Annotated in this window: 13 protein-coding genes and 2 tRNA genes; 5 read left to right on the top strand and 10 right to left on the bottom strand. The window is 64.9% G+C overall.

Annotation, left to right across the window (positions count from 1 at the left end; genetic code table 11):
- Nucleotides 1–164 precede the first annotated feature (164 nt).
- Nucleotides 165–1,184 (bottom strand): zinc-dependent alcohol dehydrogenase family protein, encoded by a 1,020-nt coding sequence (locus ACZ60G_RS05770; protein ID WP_465807610.1) that lies wholly within the window; start codon nucleotides 1,182–1,184, stop codon nucleotides 165–167.
- 534 nt (nucleotides 1,185–1,718) lie between these two features.
- Nucleotides 1,719–1,791 (bottom strand) — tRNA-Lys (locus tag ACZ60G_RS05765).
- Between the two features lie 315 nt (nucleotides 1,792–2,106).
- Here ACZ60G_RS05765 and ACZ60G_RS05760 point away from each other — a divergent pair.
- The gene (locus tag ACZ60G_RS05760) at nucleotides 2,107–3,321 is read left to right on the top strand and encodes a L,D-transpeptidase (protein WP_465807608.1); all 1,215 of its coding nucleotides are present in this window, start codon (nucleotides 2,107–2,109) and stop codon (nucleotides 3,319–3,321) included.
- 8 nt (nucleotides 3,322–3,329) lie between these two features.
- On the opposite strand, the gene ACZ60G_RS05755 is transcribed toward ACZ60G_RS05760, so the two are convergent.
- Nucleotides 3,330–3,608: a hypothetical protein gene (locus tag ACZ60G_RS05755; protein ID WP_327096133.1), complete on the bottom strand. Its 279-nt coding sequence runs from the start codon at nucleotides 3,606–3,608 to the stop codon at nucleotides 3,330–3,332.
- A gap of 151 nt (nucleotides 3,609–3,759) precedes the next feature.
- On the opposite strand from ACZ60G_RS05755, the gene menC reads away from it, so the two are divergent.
- Nucleotides 3,760–4,866 (top strand): o-succinylbenzoate synthase, encoded by a 1,107-nt coding sequence (menC, locus tag ACZ60G_RS05750; RefSeq protein ID WP_465807606.1) that lies wholly within the window; start codon nucleotides 3,760–3,762, stop codon nucleotides 4,864–4,866.
- Nucleotides 4,867–4,932: 66 nt separating this feature from the next.
- Here menC and ACZ60G_RS05745 read toward each other — a convergent pair.
- Nucleotides 4,933–5,008 (bottom strand) — tRNA-His (locus ACZ60G_RS05745).
- A 55-nt stretch (nucleotides 5,009–5,063) separates the two neighbouring features.
- Nucleotides 5,064–5,705, bottom strand: a complete 642-nt coding sequence (gene orn / locus ACZ60G_RS05740) for an oligoribonuclease (protein WP_465807605.1) — start codon at nucleotides 5,703–5,705, stop codon at nucleotides 5,064–5,066.
- Between the two features lie 325 nt (nucleotides 5,706–6,030).
- Here orn and ACZ60G_RS05735 point away from each other — a divergent pair, with 325 nt between their 5' ends.
- A complete protein-coding gene (locus ACZ60G_RS05735) occupies nucleotides 6,031–7,830 on the top strand; it encodes a helicase HerA-like domain-containing protein (RefSeq protein WP_465807603.1) in 1,800 nt (599 codons plus the stop codon).
- 13 nt (nucleotides 7,831–7,843) lie between these two features.
- Here the strand turns inward: ACZ60G_RS05735 and ACZ60G_RS05730 are convergent, their stop codons facing one another.
- Nucleotides 7,844–8,938, bottom strand: coding sequence for an FAD-dependent oxidoreductase (locus ACZ60G_RS05730; protein WP_465807601.1), 1,095 nt, complete (start codon nucleotides 8,936–8,938; stop codon nucleotides 7,844–7,846).
- A gap of 51 nt (nucleotides 8,939–8,989) precedes the next feature.
- Here ACZ60G_RS05730 and ACZ60G_RS05725 point away from each other — a divergent pair, with 51 nt between their 5' ends.
- A complete protein-coding gene (locus tag ACZ60G_RS05725; protein WP_465807600.1) occupies nucleotides 8,990–9,433 on the top strand; it encodes a MarR family winged helix-turn-helix transcriptional regulator in 444 nt (147 codons plus the stop codon).
- Nucleotides 9,434–9,443: 10 nt separating this feature from the next.
- Here the strand turns inward: ACZ60G_RS05725 and lysA are convergent, their stop codons facing one another.
- The 4 genes from lysA to ACZ60G_RS05705 form a co-directional block, all read right to left on the bottom strand.
- Complete coding sequence (gene lysA, locus ACZ60G_RS05720; protein WP_465807638.1) at nucleotides 9,444–10,784, bottom strand: diaminopimelate decarboxylase; 1,341 nt, start codon at nucleotides 10,782–10,784, stop codon at nucleotides 9,444–9,446.
- Nucleotides 10,785–10,979: 195 nt separating this feature from the next.
- Entirely contained in the window at nucleotides 10,980–11,783 is an 804-nt protein-coding gene (gene cmrA / locus ACZ60G_RS05715; protein WP_465807599.1) for a mycolate reductase, read from the bottom strand.
- Between the two features lie 149 nt (nucleotides 11,784–11,932).
- Entirely contained in the window at nucleotides 11,933–13,963 is a 2,031-nt protein-coding gene (locus ACZ60G_RS05710; protein WP_465807597.1) for an NADPH-dependent 2,4-dienoyl-CoA reductase, read from the bottom strand.
- On the bottom strand, nucleotides 13,960–14,541 hold the full coding sequence (locus ACZ60G_RS05705; RefSeq protein WP_465807595.1) for a PadR family transcriptional regulator: 582 nt from the start codon (nucleotides 14,539–14,541) through the stop codon (nucleotides 13,960–13,962). The genes ACZ60G_RS05710 and ACZ60G_RS05705 overlap by 4 nt, the downstream gene beginning before the upstream one ends.
- 105 nt (nucleotides 14,542–14,646) lie before the next feature.
- Here ACZ60G_RS05705 and ACZ60G_RS05700 point away from each other — a divergent pair, with 105 nt between their 5' ends.
- The gene (locus tag ACZ60G_RS05700; RefSeq protein ID WP_465807594.1) at nucleotides 14,647–16,038 is read left to right on the top strand and encodes an MFS transporter; all 1,392 of its coding nucleotides are present in this window, start codon (nucleotides 14,647–14,649) and stop codon (nucleotides 16,036–16,038) included.
- The last annotated feature ends 12 nt before the right edge of the window (nucleotides 16,039–16,050 follow it).

Below are 16,050 nucleotides of genomic sequence, written 5' to 3'. Positions count from 1 at the left end.
TCGTGTTCCTGGCCAGCGACCGGTCCGCCAACATCACCGGATCCGATCTGAGGATCGACGGCGGCTTCGTCACCACAATTTGAGGCCGACCAGTCGCATGCGTTCGTCCGGTGTGAGTGGCAAATGGTGGAGTGCGCCCAGGGGCCATGCATATCTGGTGCCTTCTACGGTTCGAAAACCAGCAGCGGTTTGCCTCCGTGTGCGGGAGCTTCGGCCAAATAGACTGCCTCGCTGAACTTTTCGACGAGAATCGGCTGGCCCTCTGGCACGCGCAGCGCGCCGCTGTCGGCGAGCTGAAGTGTCCGGTCGATCGCTGCGGCCATCCGATCCTTCGGGGTCTCGATGAACCAGCGGAACAGCCAGAACCCCCGAACGGTCTTGGTTTCGTAGATCAGTGAGCGCGCGAAGATGGGGATGGTGAGTTTGTCGGGATCGGTTTGGCGGTGTGTAGACAGCGCACCGTAGACGACCAGCTCACCGTGCGGTTCGAGTGCACGCGACACGTCCGCACCCACCTGACCGCTGACACAATCGATCGCCTTGGACACGCCGTCGTGGCCTGTTATGTCGGCCACCCGTTCGCGCAGGTCCTCATCCTCCGTGCAGATCACCGCGGTGCCCCCCAACGCGAGGATGTCCTCGACAGCGGATCGACGGCGGACCACGTTGAGGGTCTTGAAGCCGACGTGGGCCCCGAGTTGGATGACCGACTGGCCAACGGTTGAACCGGCCGCCGTCTGCAAGAGCCATTCACCCGGTCGAACATCGAGCTCATCACCGGTCAAGATCACGGCGGTGAGCGGATTGCTGAGAATCTGGGCAGCCGTGGAATTGCTCATGCCAACGGGAACAGGCAAGACCCGCTCGGCATCGGCAACGACATACTCCTGCCACGTGGCCCTGACTCCGACCGTGATGACGCGTTGCCCGACGGTCAGATCGTCTGTGCCGCTGCCGAGTTCGTCGATCACGCCGACGGATTCGATTCCGGGTACGGTGGGGAACTCCGGGGTGAATCCATATCTGCCGCGGATGGTATGTAGATCGCTGGCATGGACAGGTGCGGCGGCCACCCGGATCCGGACCTGGCCGGGACCGGGCTCCGGAACCGGGCGGGTCTGCAGGTGCAGAACCTCGGACGGTTCACCTAGCGTGTCGGCGACGACCGACCGCATCGTTCTCATCTTCCTGACGCCCCTTCGGTCGGATCCAGATCCCACAGCGGTTCGGCGTGCATAGCGTCGGCCCCGCCCTTCGACGGCGAGGAGTCGGATCAGCGGCCCAATTCCAGCCCTACCAGCTCTAATGCTGCCACCACGGCGGGGCTGTCGGGGTCTGGACACTCGGCTGGGTTCGGGCGCGATGGTCCGCGCGAGATCAGTGGTGCGCGTCCGCTCGATCGTCGCCGATCCGAACACCGGCACCTCGAGGATTGCGGCACAACCGAATCGCAGATCACGAAGCCGTTCCAGAGTTCACGACCCGCATGTTGAAGCGGTTGGGAGCCGTTGGAGCATTCTTGTGAGGGCATCACGGAGCGGCATTACTTCGTCTCGCCGGAGCAGGCACCGAACTCATCGGCCGTGCTGGAGCAGGGATTGGGCACCGCCAGCTGAGGAATCCACCGTTGGTGGTGACTTTTTGGTGTTCTTTTGGTGACGGTTCAGCAGAGCGGAACAAGCCCGATCGTGATATCGGGCCTGACCTGCTAATTTATGTGCGCCATCAGGGACTCGAACCCCGAACCCGCTGATTAAGAGTCAGCTGCTCTGCCAATTGAGCTAATGGCGCGTGTCTTGCTGTGCTCCGTGTTCCGGTGCGGGACAAACATTAACAGGCCAAGTACCCAGAAGTGAAATCGGTTTCTGACCGGGGGCGTTGCGGACTTCGCGATGGGTGTTAACACGCGGCGGGGTGCGGATGATCTAACCGGTGGAACTCGCCTGTGGCGGAGTGATTCACATTGGACCGGACCCGTTGAGCTGACAGAATTGTCTGGAGCGCGGTCCAGACCGAACTCCGTCGGCGTTGCGGGAGGAGCGTGGTCGGGTTGGATCCGAAGCCGTCGGTGCCCTGGCTGCATCGGGACTTGAAACGGGGTTGGTAATGAACGTTGGTCAGGGTCGACATCGGTCGATGAGAAAGATCACGGGACCGGTAGTCGTATGCGCGGTGTTGGCGCTGGCCTTGACGGCGTGTTCGTCGTCCAACGCCACCGACGCCGCGACAGTGGCCATCGACCGTAATCCGATCACAGAACTGATGAAGCCCAAGCTGTTGTCGCCGGTCAAGGACGGTGACATGGGAGTTTCGCCGGGCGTGCCGCTGACCTTCAAGGTCGATGATGGCAAGTTCACCACCGTGACATTGACCAGCCCGCAGGGTGTTCCGGTCGCTGGCAAGCTGGCCGCGGACGGCCGGACCTGGGAGAACACCGAGGTACTCGGCTACGGCAAGACCTACAAGCTGAAGGCCGACGCGATCGGTCTTGGTGGCGCGAACTCCACGATATTGAGCTTCACCACCAGTTCCCCGGACAGTCAGACCAAGCCCTATCTGCTGCCGGGCGAGGGCGAAGTGGTCGGCATCGGCCAGCCGGTGGCCGTGCAGTTCGACGAGAACATCCCGGACCGCATGGCGGCGCAGAAGGCGATCAAGATCACTACCGAGCCGCCGGTCGAGGGGGCCTTCTACTGGGTGAACAGGCGCGAAGTCAGGTGGCGGCCGGAGCATTTCTGGGCGCCGGGCACCAAGGTCACCATCGATGTGAACGTCTACGGTCGTGATCTCGGCAGCGGGCTGTTCGGCCAGGACAATATCCACTCGTTCTTCACCGTCGGCGATCCGACGATCTTCACCGCGGACGACAACACCAAGCAGGTGACGGTGGAGATGAACGGTCAGGTGGTGCGGACCATGCCCACCTCGATGGGTAAGGACAGCACCCCCACCGATAACGGCATCTACATCGTCGGCGACCGCTTCGACCGCATCATCATGGACTCCTCGACCTACGGTGTCGCGGTGAGTTCGCCGAGCGGCTACAAGACGCCGGTCGACTACGCGACCCGACTTTCCTACTCCGGCATCTTCTTTCACTCCGCGCCGTGGTCGGTCGGTGCGCAAGGCTACTCGAATACCAGCCACGGCTGCCTGAACCTGAGCCCCGCGAACGCGCTGTGGGTTTTGCAGAACGCCAAGCGCGGCGACATCACCATCGTCAAGAACACTATGGGCGGCACGCTTTCGGGCGTCGACGGACTCGGTGACTGGAACATTCCGTGGGCGGAGTGGAAGGCGGGCAACGCCGACAATCGCTAGGCAATCGCCTACGCGCAACTGAGCGTCGCGCCGACGGCGCTCCCGAGCGCGGCGCACAGCAGCGGCCCGCCGAACAGCAGATTCTCGAAGCCGGACATCGCGGCACCGGCCGAGCCGGTGCCCGAGGAGCCGGTGGTGGTGACACCGCCGGCCGATCCGGTGGTGACCGAGCTCGAACCCGTGCTGGATCCGGTGCCCGGTTCGATCGCGATATCCGCGGTTGCGGTACCGGTGGCGCCGGCGAGCAGGGTTGTGCCGACGAAAGCTGCGATTACCGCGGAACGCATCACGAAGTTGGTGTCTTTCTGATCAGCCGGGGTGGCGTCCCGGTGACACCGCCCCTGATGCCCGCAGTCTACGGAGTGAAACAGTGATCTGTCAGATGATCGGTGATAGTAAGCGGCTATCGGCAAGGGGCTGATATGCCAAGCTGTGAGGGTGAGGCTCGAGGGCGTTGAGCTGCGTCGGCTGGGCCTTCCGCTACGCAGCCCATTTCGGACCTCGTTCGGGGTCGAATTGTGGCGCGACATTCTCCTGCTGCGGGTGGTCGCCTCGGACGCCGAGGGCTGGGGCGAGTGCGTAGCCCTGCCGTCTCCGAGTTTTTCCTCCGAGTACATCGATGGTGCCGCCGATGTCATCCGCCGGTTTCTGTTGCCTGCGTTGGCCGGGCGCGATCTCGACCCGGAAGATGTAGCGCCTACGCTCGCGCGGTTTCGTGGTCATCGAATGGCCAAGGCTGCGTTGGAGATGGCGATCCTCGACGCCTGGCTGCGGTCCCGACGACGGTCTTACGCCGGATATCTCGGCGCGACTCGCACATCGGTGGCCGCGGGTGTCTCGATCGGGATCATGGACGAGATACCCGAACTGCTGGATACCGTCGTGGAATATTTGGAACAGGGCTACCAGCGGATCAAGCTCAAGATCGAGCCGGGATGGGATATCGCGCCGGTGCGGGCGGTCCGGGAGCGCTTCGGCGACGCTCTCGAGCTACAGGTCGACGCGAACGGGGCCTATTCCTCGGCCGATGCGGACCACCTCGCCGGTCTCGACGAGTTCGGACTCGAAATGCTGGAACAGCCTCTTGCCGAGGACTGCCGCCGCGATCACATCATGCTCGCCCGTCGCCTGCGCACGCCGATCTGCCTGGACGAATCGATTCTCTCGGCCCAGGGCGCCGCCGACGCGATCGAGCTAGGGGCGTGCTCGGTGGTGAATATCAAAGCCGGACGTGTCGGCGGCTATCTCGAGGCCCGCTCGACGCACGATGTCTGTGCGGCGCACGGTGTACCGGCATTTTGCGGTGGAATGCTGGAAACCGGGCTCGGTCAGGCAGCGAATCTGGCGGTAGCGGCGCTACCCGGTTGTACGTTGCCCGCGGACATCGTGGCCTCGGATCGCTACTACGAACGAGACATCATCGAACCGCTGCGGCTGGAAGCCGGATACATCACCGTGCCTGACGGGCCCGGCCTCGGTGTAGACCCGTTACCGGATGCGCTGGAGGCGGCAACGACGAGCAAGGAGTGGTTGTCGCCGATATGAACCGAGCAACACTGTCGAGCAGACAATAGGCCAGGTCGGAACTGATACGCTCCGACCTGGCCCGCTTGGGGTGGCTGACGGGACTCGAACCCGCGACAGCCAGGATCACAACCTGGTGCTCTACCAACTGAACTACAGCCACCATCGCCGGTGAATTACCAGCGCGGTCGATATTAGCGTGTCAACCCCTCGAGTCCCTAATCGGTTTCTGACGTCGCGCTTTGCTCGGCCGTCTTGTCGCTACCGCTCAGTTCGTTCGCAACGGCGGCGATCTCTGTGGTCGACGGGCCGGGGGCGGCGACGAAGGCTGTGCGCCGGTAATACTCGAGTTCGCGGATGGATTCCTTGATATCGGCCAGGGCGCGGTGCGTCAGGCCCTTCTCCGGCTGGCCGAAGTAGATGCGCGGGTACCAGCGGCGGCACAGCTCCTTGATGGAACTCACATCGATCATCCGGTAGTGCAGATGCGCATCGAGTGCGGGCATATCGCGGGCGATGAAGCCACGGTCGGTTGCGATGGAATTGCCAGCCAGTGGGACCGTGCCCGCGACCGGGGCGTATTCGCGGATGTAGTCGAGTACCTGCTTTTCGGCATCGGCGAGGGTGACCGTGGAGCGGCGTACTTCCTCGGTCAGGCCCGAACGTGCGTGCATGTCGGCGACCACCTGCGGCATGGCGGCCAGGGCCGCGTCGTCGGCGTGGATGACGATATCCACACCGTCACCGAGAATATTGAGGTCGCTGTCGGTCACGAGCGCGGCCACCTCGATCAGCTTGTCGCTGTCGAGACGCAGGCCGGTCATCTCGCAATCCATCCACACCACGTATTTGTCGGACACCCCGGCAACATTAGCTGTATTTATTGGCGATGCCTTCGGCATCGCGTGTTCGCGGCCCCCGGATGTCTCGCATCCGAGCGGCCGAGACTCGCGACTGCGTCGCATGCGCTTCGGCCACTCGGATGCGAGACGGGCCGCGAACGGCGCATGCTCGCTCTCGCTTCGCTCGAAACCGGAGGTTGTGCGAGTGCTGGTTGCTCAGGAGTGCATGTCACCACTGGGTTGAGCCGTCTCAGGGGGAGCAGCGGCGATAGAGTTTGCGGGAGATCGGCGTATGCGTTTTCGGCACGACAGCTAACACTGCGGACCAGACGGAGGACGCGCGATGACAACCCCTCAGGAGAAGGCGGCCGCGGCACGGAAGGCGGCCGAGGAGGCGGCGCGCGTGGCCGCGGAAGCCGCCGCCGCGGCCGAAGCCGCCGAACGCGAGTTGGCCGAGCAGGAGGCGGCGGCCGCGAGCGCGGATCCGAATGCGGCGCATGCGGTGGCGCAGGCCGAGGCCGCGCAATCCAAGGCCGCCGCGACGGCGGAGACCGCGGTTGCCAGCGCTGCCGCGGCGGAATCCGCGCAGTTGGCGGCGACCAAGACCGCGCAGGCCGCGGAACAGCCGGTGGCGCAGCAGATCGCTGCCGGTTACGCGTTCGACGGAGCAGCGCTGGAATTGGGCACAGTTGTCGTGGATGGCGCCGTGGATTCGACTGCGCGCGTGCGGATTCCGATGCGCACCATGAATCGGCACGGGCTGGTCGCCGGTGCGACCGGCACCGGTAAGACGAAAACGCTGCAGGGCATCGCCGAACAGCTTTCGCGGGCCGGGGTCCCGGTGGTGCTCGCCGATATCAAGGGCGACCTTTCGGGGCTCGCGCAGCAGGGGCAGGCCGATGAAAAGCTCAGCGCCAGGGCCGCTGAGACGGGTGCGCCGGACTGGGCGCCGGCCGGTTATCCGACCGAATTCGTCTCGCTCGGCACCGGCGGTGCCGGGGTGCCGATCCGCGCGACCATCACCGCATTCGGGCCGGTGCTGCTCAGTAAAGTGTTGGAGCTCAACGAAACTCAGGAGTCGACGCTCGGACTGATTTTCCACTGGGCGGATAAGGCGGGTCTCGGTCTGCTGGATCTGAAGGATCTGCGCGCGGTTATCACCCATCTCACGAGTCCGGAGGGCAAGCAGGATCTCAAGGGCATCGGCGGGGTTTCGGCGGCCACCGCGGGGGTGATCCTGCGCGCGCTGGTGAACCTCGAGGCCGATGGCGGCGACACCTTCTTCGGTGAGCCCGAACTGGATCCGGCCGATCTGCTGCGCACCGCGGGCGGTCAGGGCGTGATCACGCTGTTCGAACTCGGTGCGCAGGCGGCGCGACCGGTGATGTTCTCGACCTTCCTGATGTGGGTGCTCGCCGATCTGTTCCAGACGCTGCCCGAGGTCGGTGATGTCGAAAAGCCCAAGCTGGTCTTTATTTTCGATGAGGCGCACCTGTTGTTCGCGGATGCGTCGAAGGCTTTCCTGGAACAGGTGGAGCAGACGGTCAAGCTGATCCGGTCCAAGGGTGTCGGCGTTTTCTTCTGCACCCAGCTACCCACCGATATCCCGAATCCGGTGCTCTCCCAACTGGGTGCGCGCATTCAGCACGCGCTGCGTGCCTTCACGCCCGACGATCAGAAGGCGCTGTCCAAGACGGTGCGCACCTACCCGAAGACCGGCGTCTACGACCTGGAGCAGGCGCTCACCTCGCTGGGCACCGGGGAGGCGATCGTGACGGTGCTCTCCGAGAAGGGCGCGCCGACTCCCGTGGCGTGGACCAGGATTCAGCCGCCGCGCTCGCTGATGGATACCATCGGGGAGGATCAGATCAAGTCGCGGGCACTGTCCAGCGCGCTGGCCGCCAAATACGGCCAGACCATCGATCGTGAGTCGGCCTACGAGATCATGGCCGCGAAAGCCGCTGCGGCACAACAGGAACCGGAGGCGGCTCCGGCGCCGGGGCATTCGAAGGCCGCCCCCGAGGAGGAATCCGCCGCCGAGCGCATCATGAAGAATCCGGCGGTGAAGAGCTTCCTGCGTTCGGCCGCGACCGCCGCGGGCCGCGAGATCAGCCGCAGCATTTTCGGCACCCGCAAGCGCTGAGCGCGAGCACGGATCAGGTAGCGCTGCGCAGCGAGCGCTCTACCATCGCGAAACCGTAGGCGAGCATTTCGGTTTCGTAGGCGTGGACCGCGTCGCACAGTGAACCGGTCCGTTCGGTAATGCGGCGGCAGAGCAGGGCGGCGTCGCGCAGGGCTGTCGCCGCGCTGCTCCCGGCGGGAATCATGGTGTGGATGGCGTCGCCGATCAGCGTGACCGCCCCGGTTTCCCAGCGCGGCAACGGTTTTGCCGTCCGGATCGTGGTGTTGTGGACGGACTCCGGATCGGCGTGGCGCACGAGTGCGGCGAGATTCTCGGGCCAGTCGGCGATCAGTTCGGAGGCGATCTTCTGTAGTTGCTGCTTGTCTATTGTGGACAGGTCGGCCGGAATCGTTGCGGTCGGTGCGGCGACCACCCACATCACGTAGTCATCGCCGTCGCCGGAGGCGAATTCGTGGGCGGCCAGCGACATGAATCGGCCGTCGGTACCGGCGATCACGCTGAATCCGTCCAGTGCGGCGTCGGGTGTCAGCGCGCGGATCTCGTCCGTCAGCGCTGTCTTGCCGTAGATCTCCGCTTGGCCGGTATCGATTACCTCGGCGTCCGGCAGCCATTGGGCGCGGATGCGGGAATGGGTGCCGTCGGCGGCGACCAGCAGATCCGCATCGGTGACCGTGCCGTCGTCGAAGTAGGTCCGGACCCGGCCGTCGTCGAGCAGTTCGAAGCGTTGGAAGGATGCGCCGTGGTGGACGTCGATGCCGGTGAGCAGGATCTTGCGCAGTGTGAGCCGGTCGACGGTCAGATGCCGTCCGTGCACGTCCTCATCGGTCCTCGGCGGCACCAGCATCTCTCGGACGACGTGCAGTTGCGGGTCGAGGAACCGCACCCCCGTACCGCGCTTGCCTGCGGTGCCGAGGATTCGTTCGTAGCGGTCCAACGGCAGACAGCTGCGCAATGCGAGGTCGCCCTCCGGACCGATGGAGATGCGATAGCCCTGGCTGTGCTGGTCCGCGGCTTCGCGTTCGTAGAGCTCGACGGTGATTCCGGCTCGGTGCAGGCCCTGTGCGAGCAAGGGACCGGCCAGGCCGGCTCCCACGATGATAATCTTCATGGTTCAAAACTATCTGAATTCAGACGATCTGTCATCGGATATAGTTTGCCCGTGGCGGATACTTCGGAGCAGCTCGGCGCCCAGATCGGTGGTCAGCTCTATCTGGCGCACCGCTATGCGCGTGCGGCGGCCAATCGTGCACTGCGGGAACAGCGGCTCGAACTGCGTCACCTCGGGGTGCTCGGCTGTCTGGCCGAGGTGGGGCCGCTCAGTCAGCGCGCGTTGGTCGACCGGCTGCAACTGGACAAGTCATCGATGGTCTACATCATCGATGAGCTGGAGCGGCAAGGGCTGGCAGAGCGGCGCAAGGACGAGCGGGATCGTCGCAGCTATGCCGTGCACATCACGCCGAGCGGGCAGGAGCGGCTCGACGCCGCAAATCGGACCGCCGATGCGGCGGTGGTCGAATTGCTCGCGCCGTTCTCGGAGGCCGAACGCCGACGGCTGCATGAACTGCTCGGCCGGTTCAACGAGCACGCCGCCGGACAGGACTGAGATCGGCCCGTCAGTTGCCGATATCGCGGGCGAGTAGATCCTCGGTGGTTTCCCGGCGGATCAGCTGGCGGGCGCGTCCGTCGCGTACCGCGATGACCGGTGGGCGACCGATGCTGTTGTAGGACGAGGCGAGGCTGTGGTGGTAGGCGCCGGTGCACGGCACCGCGAGCACCTCGCCGGGGCGCAGGTCGGCCGGGAGCCGGATATCGGTGGCCAGCAAATCGCCCGCTTCGCAGTAGCGACCCGCCACCGTCGCGGTCATCTGTGGGCCGCAGGGATGGCGATTGGCAATGACCACTTCGTAATTCGCGCCGTACAGCGCGACGCGGGCGTTGTCGCCTATGCCGCCGTCGACGGTGACGTAGGTCCGTCCGCCATCGATATGCTTGACCGACAGCACGCGATACAGCGTCACACCTGCGCGCGCGACGATGGCGCGGCCCGGCTCCAAGGCGATATTCGGGCGCGGGAAGCGGTTCCGCGCGCAGGCCGCGTCCAAGGCGTCGTCGATGATGTCGGCGAGTTCGGCCAGATTCATCTCGGCGTCCCCGCTGCGGTAGGCGACCGCATGTCCGCCGCCGAGGTCGAGATCGGTGAGTATACGGCCGTGATCCGTACGGACCCTTGCCATTTCGGCGATCATCCGGCGCACGGCCTCACCGTAGTGGTCCGGATCGTAGATCTGCGAACCGAGGTGGCAGTGGAAGCCGGTCAGCTCGAGGTTCGGCTGGCGCATAATGCGTTCGACCGCCTCGGCGGCCATATCGCTGCCGAGCGGAAAACCGAATTTCTGGTCCAGCACACCGGTTTTCACGGCCGGATGCCCGTGCACATCGACGCCGGGCGACAGCCGGAGCAGGACCTGTTGGGGTCGGGTGGCGAGTGCGGAGAGCAGGGTGATCTCGGTCATCGAATCGATCACGATCCGGCCGACACCGCTGTGCACGGCGGCTTCGAGTTCGTCGAAGGATTTGCCATTGCCGTGCAACACGATTCGCTTCGGGTCGACGCCGGCCGCGATGGCGATGGCAAGTTCGCCCGCCGAGCATATGTCGACTGAAAGTCCTTCCTGGGTAACCCATTCCGCGACCGCGCGGATCATCAGCGCCTTGCCCGCATAGATGATCTCGGCCTCCGGGAAGGTCTTCTTGTAGGCGCGGCAGCGGGTGCGGACCTCATGCTCGTCGAGCACATAGGTGGCGGTGCCGTACTGGTCGGCGATATCGGCGAGGGCGACCCCGCCGAGGGTGATTAGGCCGTCGTCGTAGTGGGTGTCTTGCGGCCAGACCGCGGAGTCGAGGCGCGAAGGCATTCCCGACCGCAGCGACGGGAAGATCTCGAGCAGCGTCACGTGCTTCTCCTGGGTGTGCCCCCGCTTTCTCGGCATGCGGGGCCGATATCAGGACTACGCCGGTTCGTACTGGTCAGGGGCGATGCTGACGGATCCTTGACGCACCTGAAACATTTCCTGACGGGTTGCTGATCGGCACTACGATACGGGCCGCGCTCGCGCTGAACTGGGCCGATGACGGCGGACTGCTACTGCTCAGCCACCGAGCTTCTTGTAGAACGCACCGGCGACCGGGGCGGTGAGGGCGCGGGGGCCGTATTGGCCTGCGACGCTCATGCCCTTGCTGATCAGGCCGGGCACCACGCGCATCTTGTTGCGGGCCAGGGCGTCGATGGAGATCTTGGCCGTGTATTCGGAGGTGACCCACATGAAGTCGGGCACCATTCGGTCCACGATGGAGGCCTCCGCCGGATCGGGGGTTTCGGTGCGGACCGGGCCCGGAGCGAGCAGGGTGACGTGCACGCCGGAGCCCTTCAATTCGCCGCGCAGCGATTCGGAGAAGGTATTGGCGAAGGCCTTGCTCGCAGCATAGGTGGCATTGTTCGGAATCGGCATATTGCCCGCCGCCGACCCGCTGATCAGGATGCCACCGCTACCCCTGGCGATCATGCCGGGCAGCACGGCCAAGGTGAGATCGTGCACCGCGACGGCATTGAGCTCCATCTGGTCCCGCTCATACGCCGGATCCAATTCGGCGACCGCACCGAAGGTTGCGATGCCCGCGTTATTGCACAGGATCGAAATATCGCGAGCCGCCAACTCCTCGACCAGCGCCCCCCGCGCGGTCCGATCGGCCAGATCGACCGCCCGCACCTCCGCGGTAATCCCGTGCGCCAACGTCAACCGCTGCGCAAGCTCGGTCAACACCTCCCCGCGCCGCGCAACCAGGATCAACGAATACCCGCGAGCAGCAAGCTCAGCAGCAAGCGCCGTACCGATACCCGAAGAGGCACCTGTAACGACCGCACGATTCTCAGAGGTGGCAGAGGGCAAACTCACGAGAGGAGCCTAGGCGATACGGGTGGGAAGTGGCCCCAGCACCCATTCCGGGTGCGGCGGGCAGTGCCCTTCAGCAGGTGCGACGGGCGACGATACTAAGGCCCGCTGGGTTTTCGATCGCGGCGGCATCCTCGTGGTGAGTGGAGTCGCTACAGGCGGGCCGCGAGGCGGGTGCCCTGGTCGATGGCGCGTTTGGCGTCGAGTTCGGCGGCCAGGTCGGCGCCGCCGATGAGGTGGATTTCGGCGCCGGCGGCGCGCAAGGGCTCTTCGAGTTCGCGGACGGATTCCTGGCCTGCGCAGATGATGACGTTGTCGACCGGGATCAGTTGGGGGCGTTGGCGTTTCTCGCCGAAGCTGATGTGCAGGCCATTGTCGTCGATGCGTTCGTAGTTGACGCCGCCGACGTGCTCGACGCCTTTCGCCTTCAGCGCCGCGCGGTGCACCCAGCCGGAGGTCTTGCCGAGATCGTTACCGAACGGGGTCGACTTGCGTTGCAGCAGAACAACTTCGCGAGCGGCCGGTGCGGGTTTGGGTGCGGTGAGCTGGCCGCGGGCTTGTTCGTCGGCGGAGTCGACGCCCCACTCTTCCTTCCACTCATCGAGTTTGAGAGTGGGATGTCCTTCGACGGTGAGGAATTCGCTCACGTCGTAGCCGATTCCGCCCGCACCGATGACGGCGACGCGCTTGCCGACGGGCCGCTCCTCTCGGACCAGTTCGGCATAGGACAGCACCATCGGGTGGTCGATGCCGGGGATATTCGGAATGCGCGGGCGTACACCGGTGGCCAGCACGATCTCGTCGTAGCGAGCCTCGAGCAGCTCCGCCGCGGTGACCCGCTTGTTCAGGTGCACAGTCACGCCGGTGACCTCCAGCATCCTGGTGTAGTAGCGGATCGACTCGTTGAACTCTTCCTTGCCCGGAATGCGGCGGGCGATATCGAACTGCCCGCCGATCTTGTCATCGGCCTCGAAAAGGTCCACCCGGTGCCCGCGTTCGGCGAGATTGACCGCCGCCGACAGTCCGGCCGGGCCTGCGCCGACGACCGCGACGCGCTTGGTGCGCCGCGTCGGGAGCAACTTCAGCTCGGTCTCGTGACCCGCCCGCGGGTTCAGCAGGCAGGACACGGTCTTGTGCTGGAACGCGTGGTCCAGGCAGGCCTGGTTGCAGGCGATGCAGGTGTTGATTTCGTCGACCCGGTTGGCGGCGGCCTTGTTCACCCATTCCGGATCGGTGAGGAACGGCCGGGCCAGCGAAACCAGTTGCGCGTCACCGCGAGTGAGGATCTCCTCGGCGATCTCGGGCATATTGATCCGGTTGGACGCGCAGACCGGAATGTTGACCTGCTCGGTGATCTTCGCGGTGAATTCGACGAAGGCCGCCCGCGGCACCGAGGTGACGATAGTCGGCACGCGCGCCTCGTGCCAGCCGATATCGGTATTCAGAATGCTTGCGCCCGCCGCTTCGAGTTCCTTTGCCAGCGCGACGATTTCGTCGAAAGTCTGCCCGTTCTCGACCAAATCGGCCATGGACAAACGGAATACGATGATGAAGTCGGGCCCGACCGCCGCGCGGGTGCGGCGCACGATCTCCACCGCCAGCCTGCGCCGGTTCTCCGGCGAGCCGCCCCACTTGTCGGTGCGCTTGTTCGTGCGCGGCGCGAGGAACTGGTTGATGAAATAGCCTTCACCGCCCATGATTTCGCAACCGTCGTAGCCCGCGAACTGGGCCAGCTCGGCACAGCGGGCGTAGTCGTCGATGGTCCGCTCGACCCCGCGCGCGGAGAGCTTGCGCGGCCGGAACGGATTGATCGGAGCCTTGATCGAGGATGCCGAAACACTGCCCGGCATATAGGAATAGCGGCCCGCGTGCAGGATCTGGATGGCGATCTTGCCGCCCGCTTCGTGCACGGCCTTGGTGATCACCCGGTGCCGGTAGGCCTCGGACTTATTGGTGAGTTTGGCGCCGAACGGCAGCAGCCAGCCGGTGCGGTTCGGGGCGTAACCGCCGGTGATGATGAGACCGACACCGCCGCGGGCGCGCTCGGCGAAATAGGCGGCGAGCCGGTTGATGTCCCAGGCGCGATCCTCCAGGCCGGTATGCATCGACCCCATGATCACGCGATTACGCAGCGTGGTGTAGCCGAGATCGAGGGGCTCGAAAAGATGGGGGAACGAACTCATCGCTGAGTCTCACCTTTCTTCGGGTCCGAGTGTGGGGCTGTTGCACGCGGTTGCAGGGCTTGCAGTACTTCGTCGCACCATTCGACGAAGCCGGATTCAACGCGGATGCCCGCGCGCAGCACGAGGTACTGGTGCAGCGGGGTCCCGGAGAGCTGTTCTGGAGCAGGGAAGTCGCGTTTCTCGATGAGCAGGAACAGTTCGAGGCGCTGATTGTGCTGCTCGCGATGGCGGACGACCTCATCGCAGAGCGCGCCGATATCGCCGTGCGCGGCGGCGCGAATCTTCACGCCGAGTTCATTGCGCGGTATCGAGGTATCGCTCGGTGCGGCGATCCAGCGCGCCAGCTCTGCCCGGCCAGCCTCGTTCACCGAGTAGACCTTCTTGTCCGGCCTGCCCTCCTGGGTCACCGCTTCGCTGGTGAGCCAGCCGGATTCCTCCATGCGCTTGAGTACGCGATAGATCTGCTGATGGGTGGCGCGCCAGAAGAAGCCGATGGACTTGTCGAAGCGGCGCGCCAGCTCATAACCCGAACCGGCGCGCTCGGTCAGCGATACCAGCAGCGCATGTTCGAGTGCCATGACGCCAGGTTATCGTTACACCCGGTACTATGCAACTGAGTGCATAGCCCCGACGGTATCGAGTGTTGGCCCGCCCGACGGCGAAATCCGCACTAGGCTGCGCCCATGAGCGCCGCATCGCGCAGCGGATTCGATGAGGGTGGTGGCCGGGTGACGGATGAGCCGGAGGTTGACGCGCGGGCGACTGTCGGGCAGGCAGCCGGGCGCGGGCAAGTGGTGGCGTGGGGGTTGTGGGACTGGGGGTCCTCGGCATTCAATGCCGTGATCCTGACCTTCGTATTCTCGGTGTACCTCACCGATAAGGTCGGCGACGATCTGCCGGGCGGGGTGGAACCGAGCGCATGGCTCGGCTGGGCCCTGGGCCTCGCGGGTTTCGTGGTCGCACTCACCGCGCCGATCAGCGGCCAGCGCTTCGATGCGAGTGCGAAACGTAAACGCTCACTCGGCGTATTGACCGCGCTGACCATCCTGACGATGGCGCTGATGTTCTTCGTCCACGACGACTACCACGACTTCTGGTTCGGCCTGGTCCTGCTCGGCTTCGGTTCCGCATTCTTCGAATTGGCAGGCGTGCCCTACAACGCCATGTTGCGCCAGGTCTCCACCCCCGCCGATGTCGGTCGGGTGTCCGGATTCGGTTGGGCCATGGGCTATTTCGGCGGTATCTTCATACTGCTGATCAGCTACTTCGGCTTCATCTCCGGCCACGGTGACAACCGCGGCCTACTCGGTGTGCCCATCGATGACGGTACGAATATCCGATTGGTCGCGATGCTGGCCGCGGTCTGGTTCGCCGCCTTCGCGCTGCCGGTGCTGTTCGCCGTACCCGAATTACCACCCATCAATGCCGATCCCGGTGCGGCGAAGGCCGGATTCTTCGGCTCGTACCGGGTGCTGTGGCGCGATCTGCGCGAGCTGTGGGCGGTGGATCGACGCACCGTCGGCTTCCTGATCGCCAGCGCGATCTTCCGCGACGGTCTGGCCGGGGTATTCACCTTCGGTGCGATCCTGGCCGTGCGGGTCTACGGCATCGCCGACTCCGACGTGCTGCTGTTCGGCATTGCCGCGAATGTGGTTGCGGCACTCGGCGCGGTCACCGCCGGTCGTTTCGACGACCGCGTCGGCCCGAAGATCGTGATCGTGGTCTCGTTGATCGCCATGGTGATCTGTGGCATCGCGCTGTTGATCGTGTCCGGACCGGCCATGTTCTGGGTCTTCGGCCTACTGCTCACCATATTCGTCGGCCCCGCCCAATCCGCCGCCCGCTCGTTCCTCACCCGCCTGGCCCCACCCGGCCGCGAGGGCCAGATGTTCGGGCTCTACACCACCACCGGTCGCGCCGTATCCTTTCTCGCCCCAGCACTTTTCGGCTTCTTCGTCTGGGCCTTCGACGCCGACCGCGCGGGCATTGTCGGCATTCTGGTAGTCCTCGCCATCGGTTTGGCGGCGTTGCTGCCGGTTCGTAAGCCGGATCGCGCGGTTGAGCCCGTCGGGTAGGGCGAGATCGAT

Source organism: Nocardia sp. NPDC102475 (genome assembly GCF_055584605.1).
This window is presented reverse-complemented; position numbering and strand designations above follow the sequence as displayed.

What these genes read in the sequence shown, in the direction of transcription:
- ACZ60G_RS05770 (WP_465807610.1), bottom strand. Translation starts at nt 1,184, where the DNA reads ATGAGAACGATGCGGTCGGTCGTCGCCGACACGCTAGGTGAACCGTCC.
- ACZ60G_RS05760 (WP_465807608.1), top strand. Translation starts at nt 2,107, where the DNA reads ATGAACGTTGGTCAGGGTCGACATCGGTCGATGAGAAAGATCACGGGA.
- ACZ60G_RS05755 (WP_327096133.1), bottom strand. Translation starts at nt 3,608, where the DNA reads ATGCGTTCCGCGGTAATCGCAGCTTTCGTCGGCACAACCCTGCTCGCC.
- ACZ60G_RS05735 (WP_465807603.1), top strand. Translation starts at nt 6,031, where the DNA reads ATGACAACCCCTCAGGAGAAGGCGGCCGCGGCACGGAAGGCGGCCGAG.
- ACZ60G_RS05730 (WP_465807601.1), bottom strand. Translation starts at nt 8,938, where the DNA reads ATGAAGATTATCATCGTGGGAGCCGGCCTGGCCGGTCCCTTGCTCGCA.
- ACZ60G_RS05710 (WP_465807597.1), bottom strand. Translation starts at nt 13,963, where the DNA reads ATGAGTTCGTTCCCCCATCTTTTCGAGCCCCTCGATCTCGGCTACACC.
- ACZ60G_RS05705 (WP_465807595.1), bottom strand. Translation starts at nt 14,541, where the DNA reads ATGGCACTCGAACATGCGCTGCTGGTATCGCTGACCGAGCGCGCCGGT.
- ACZ60G_RS05700 (WP_465807594.1), top strand. Translation starts at nt 14,647, where the DNA reads ATGAGCGCCGCATCGCGCAGCGGATTCGATGAGGGTGGTGGCCGGGTG.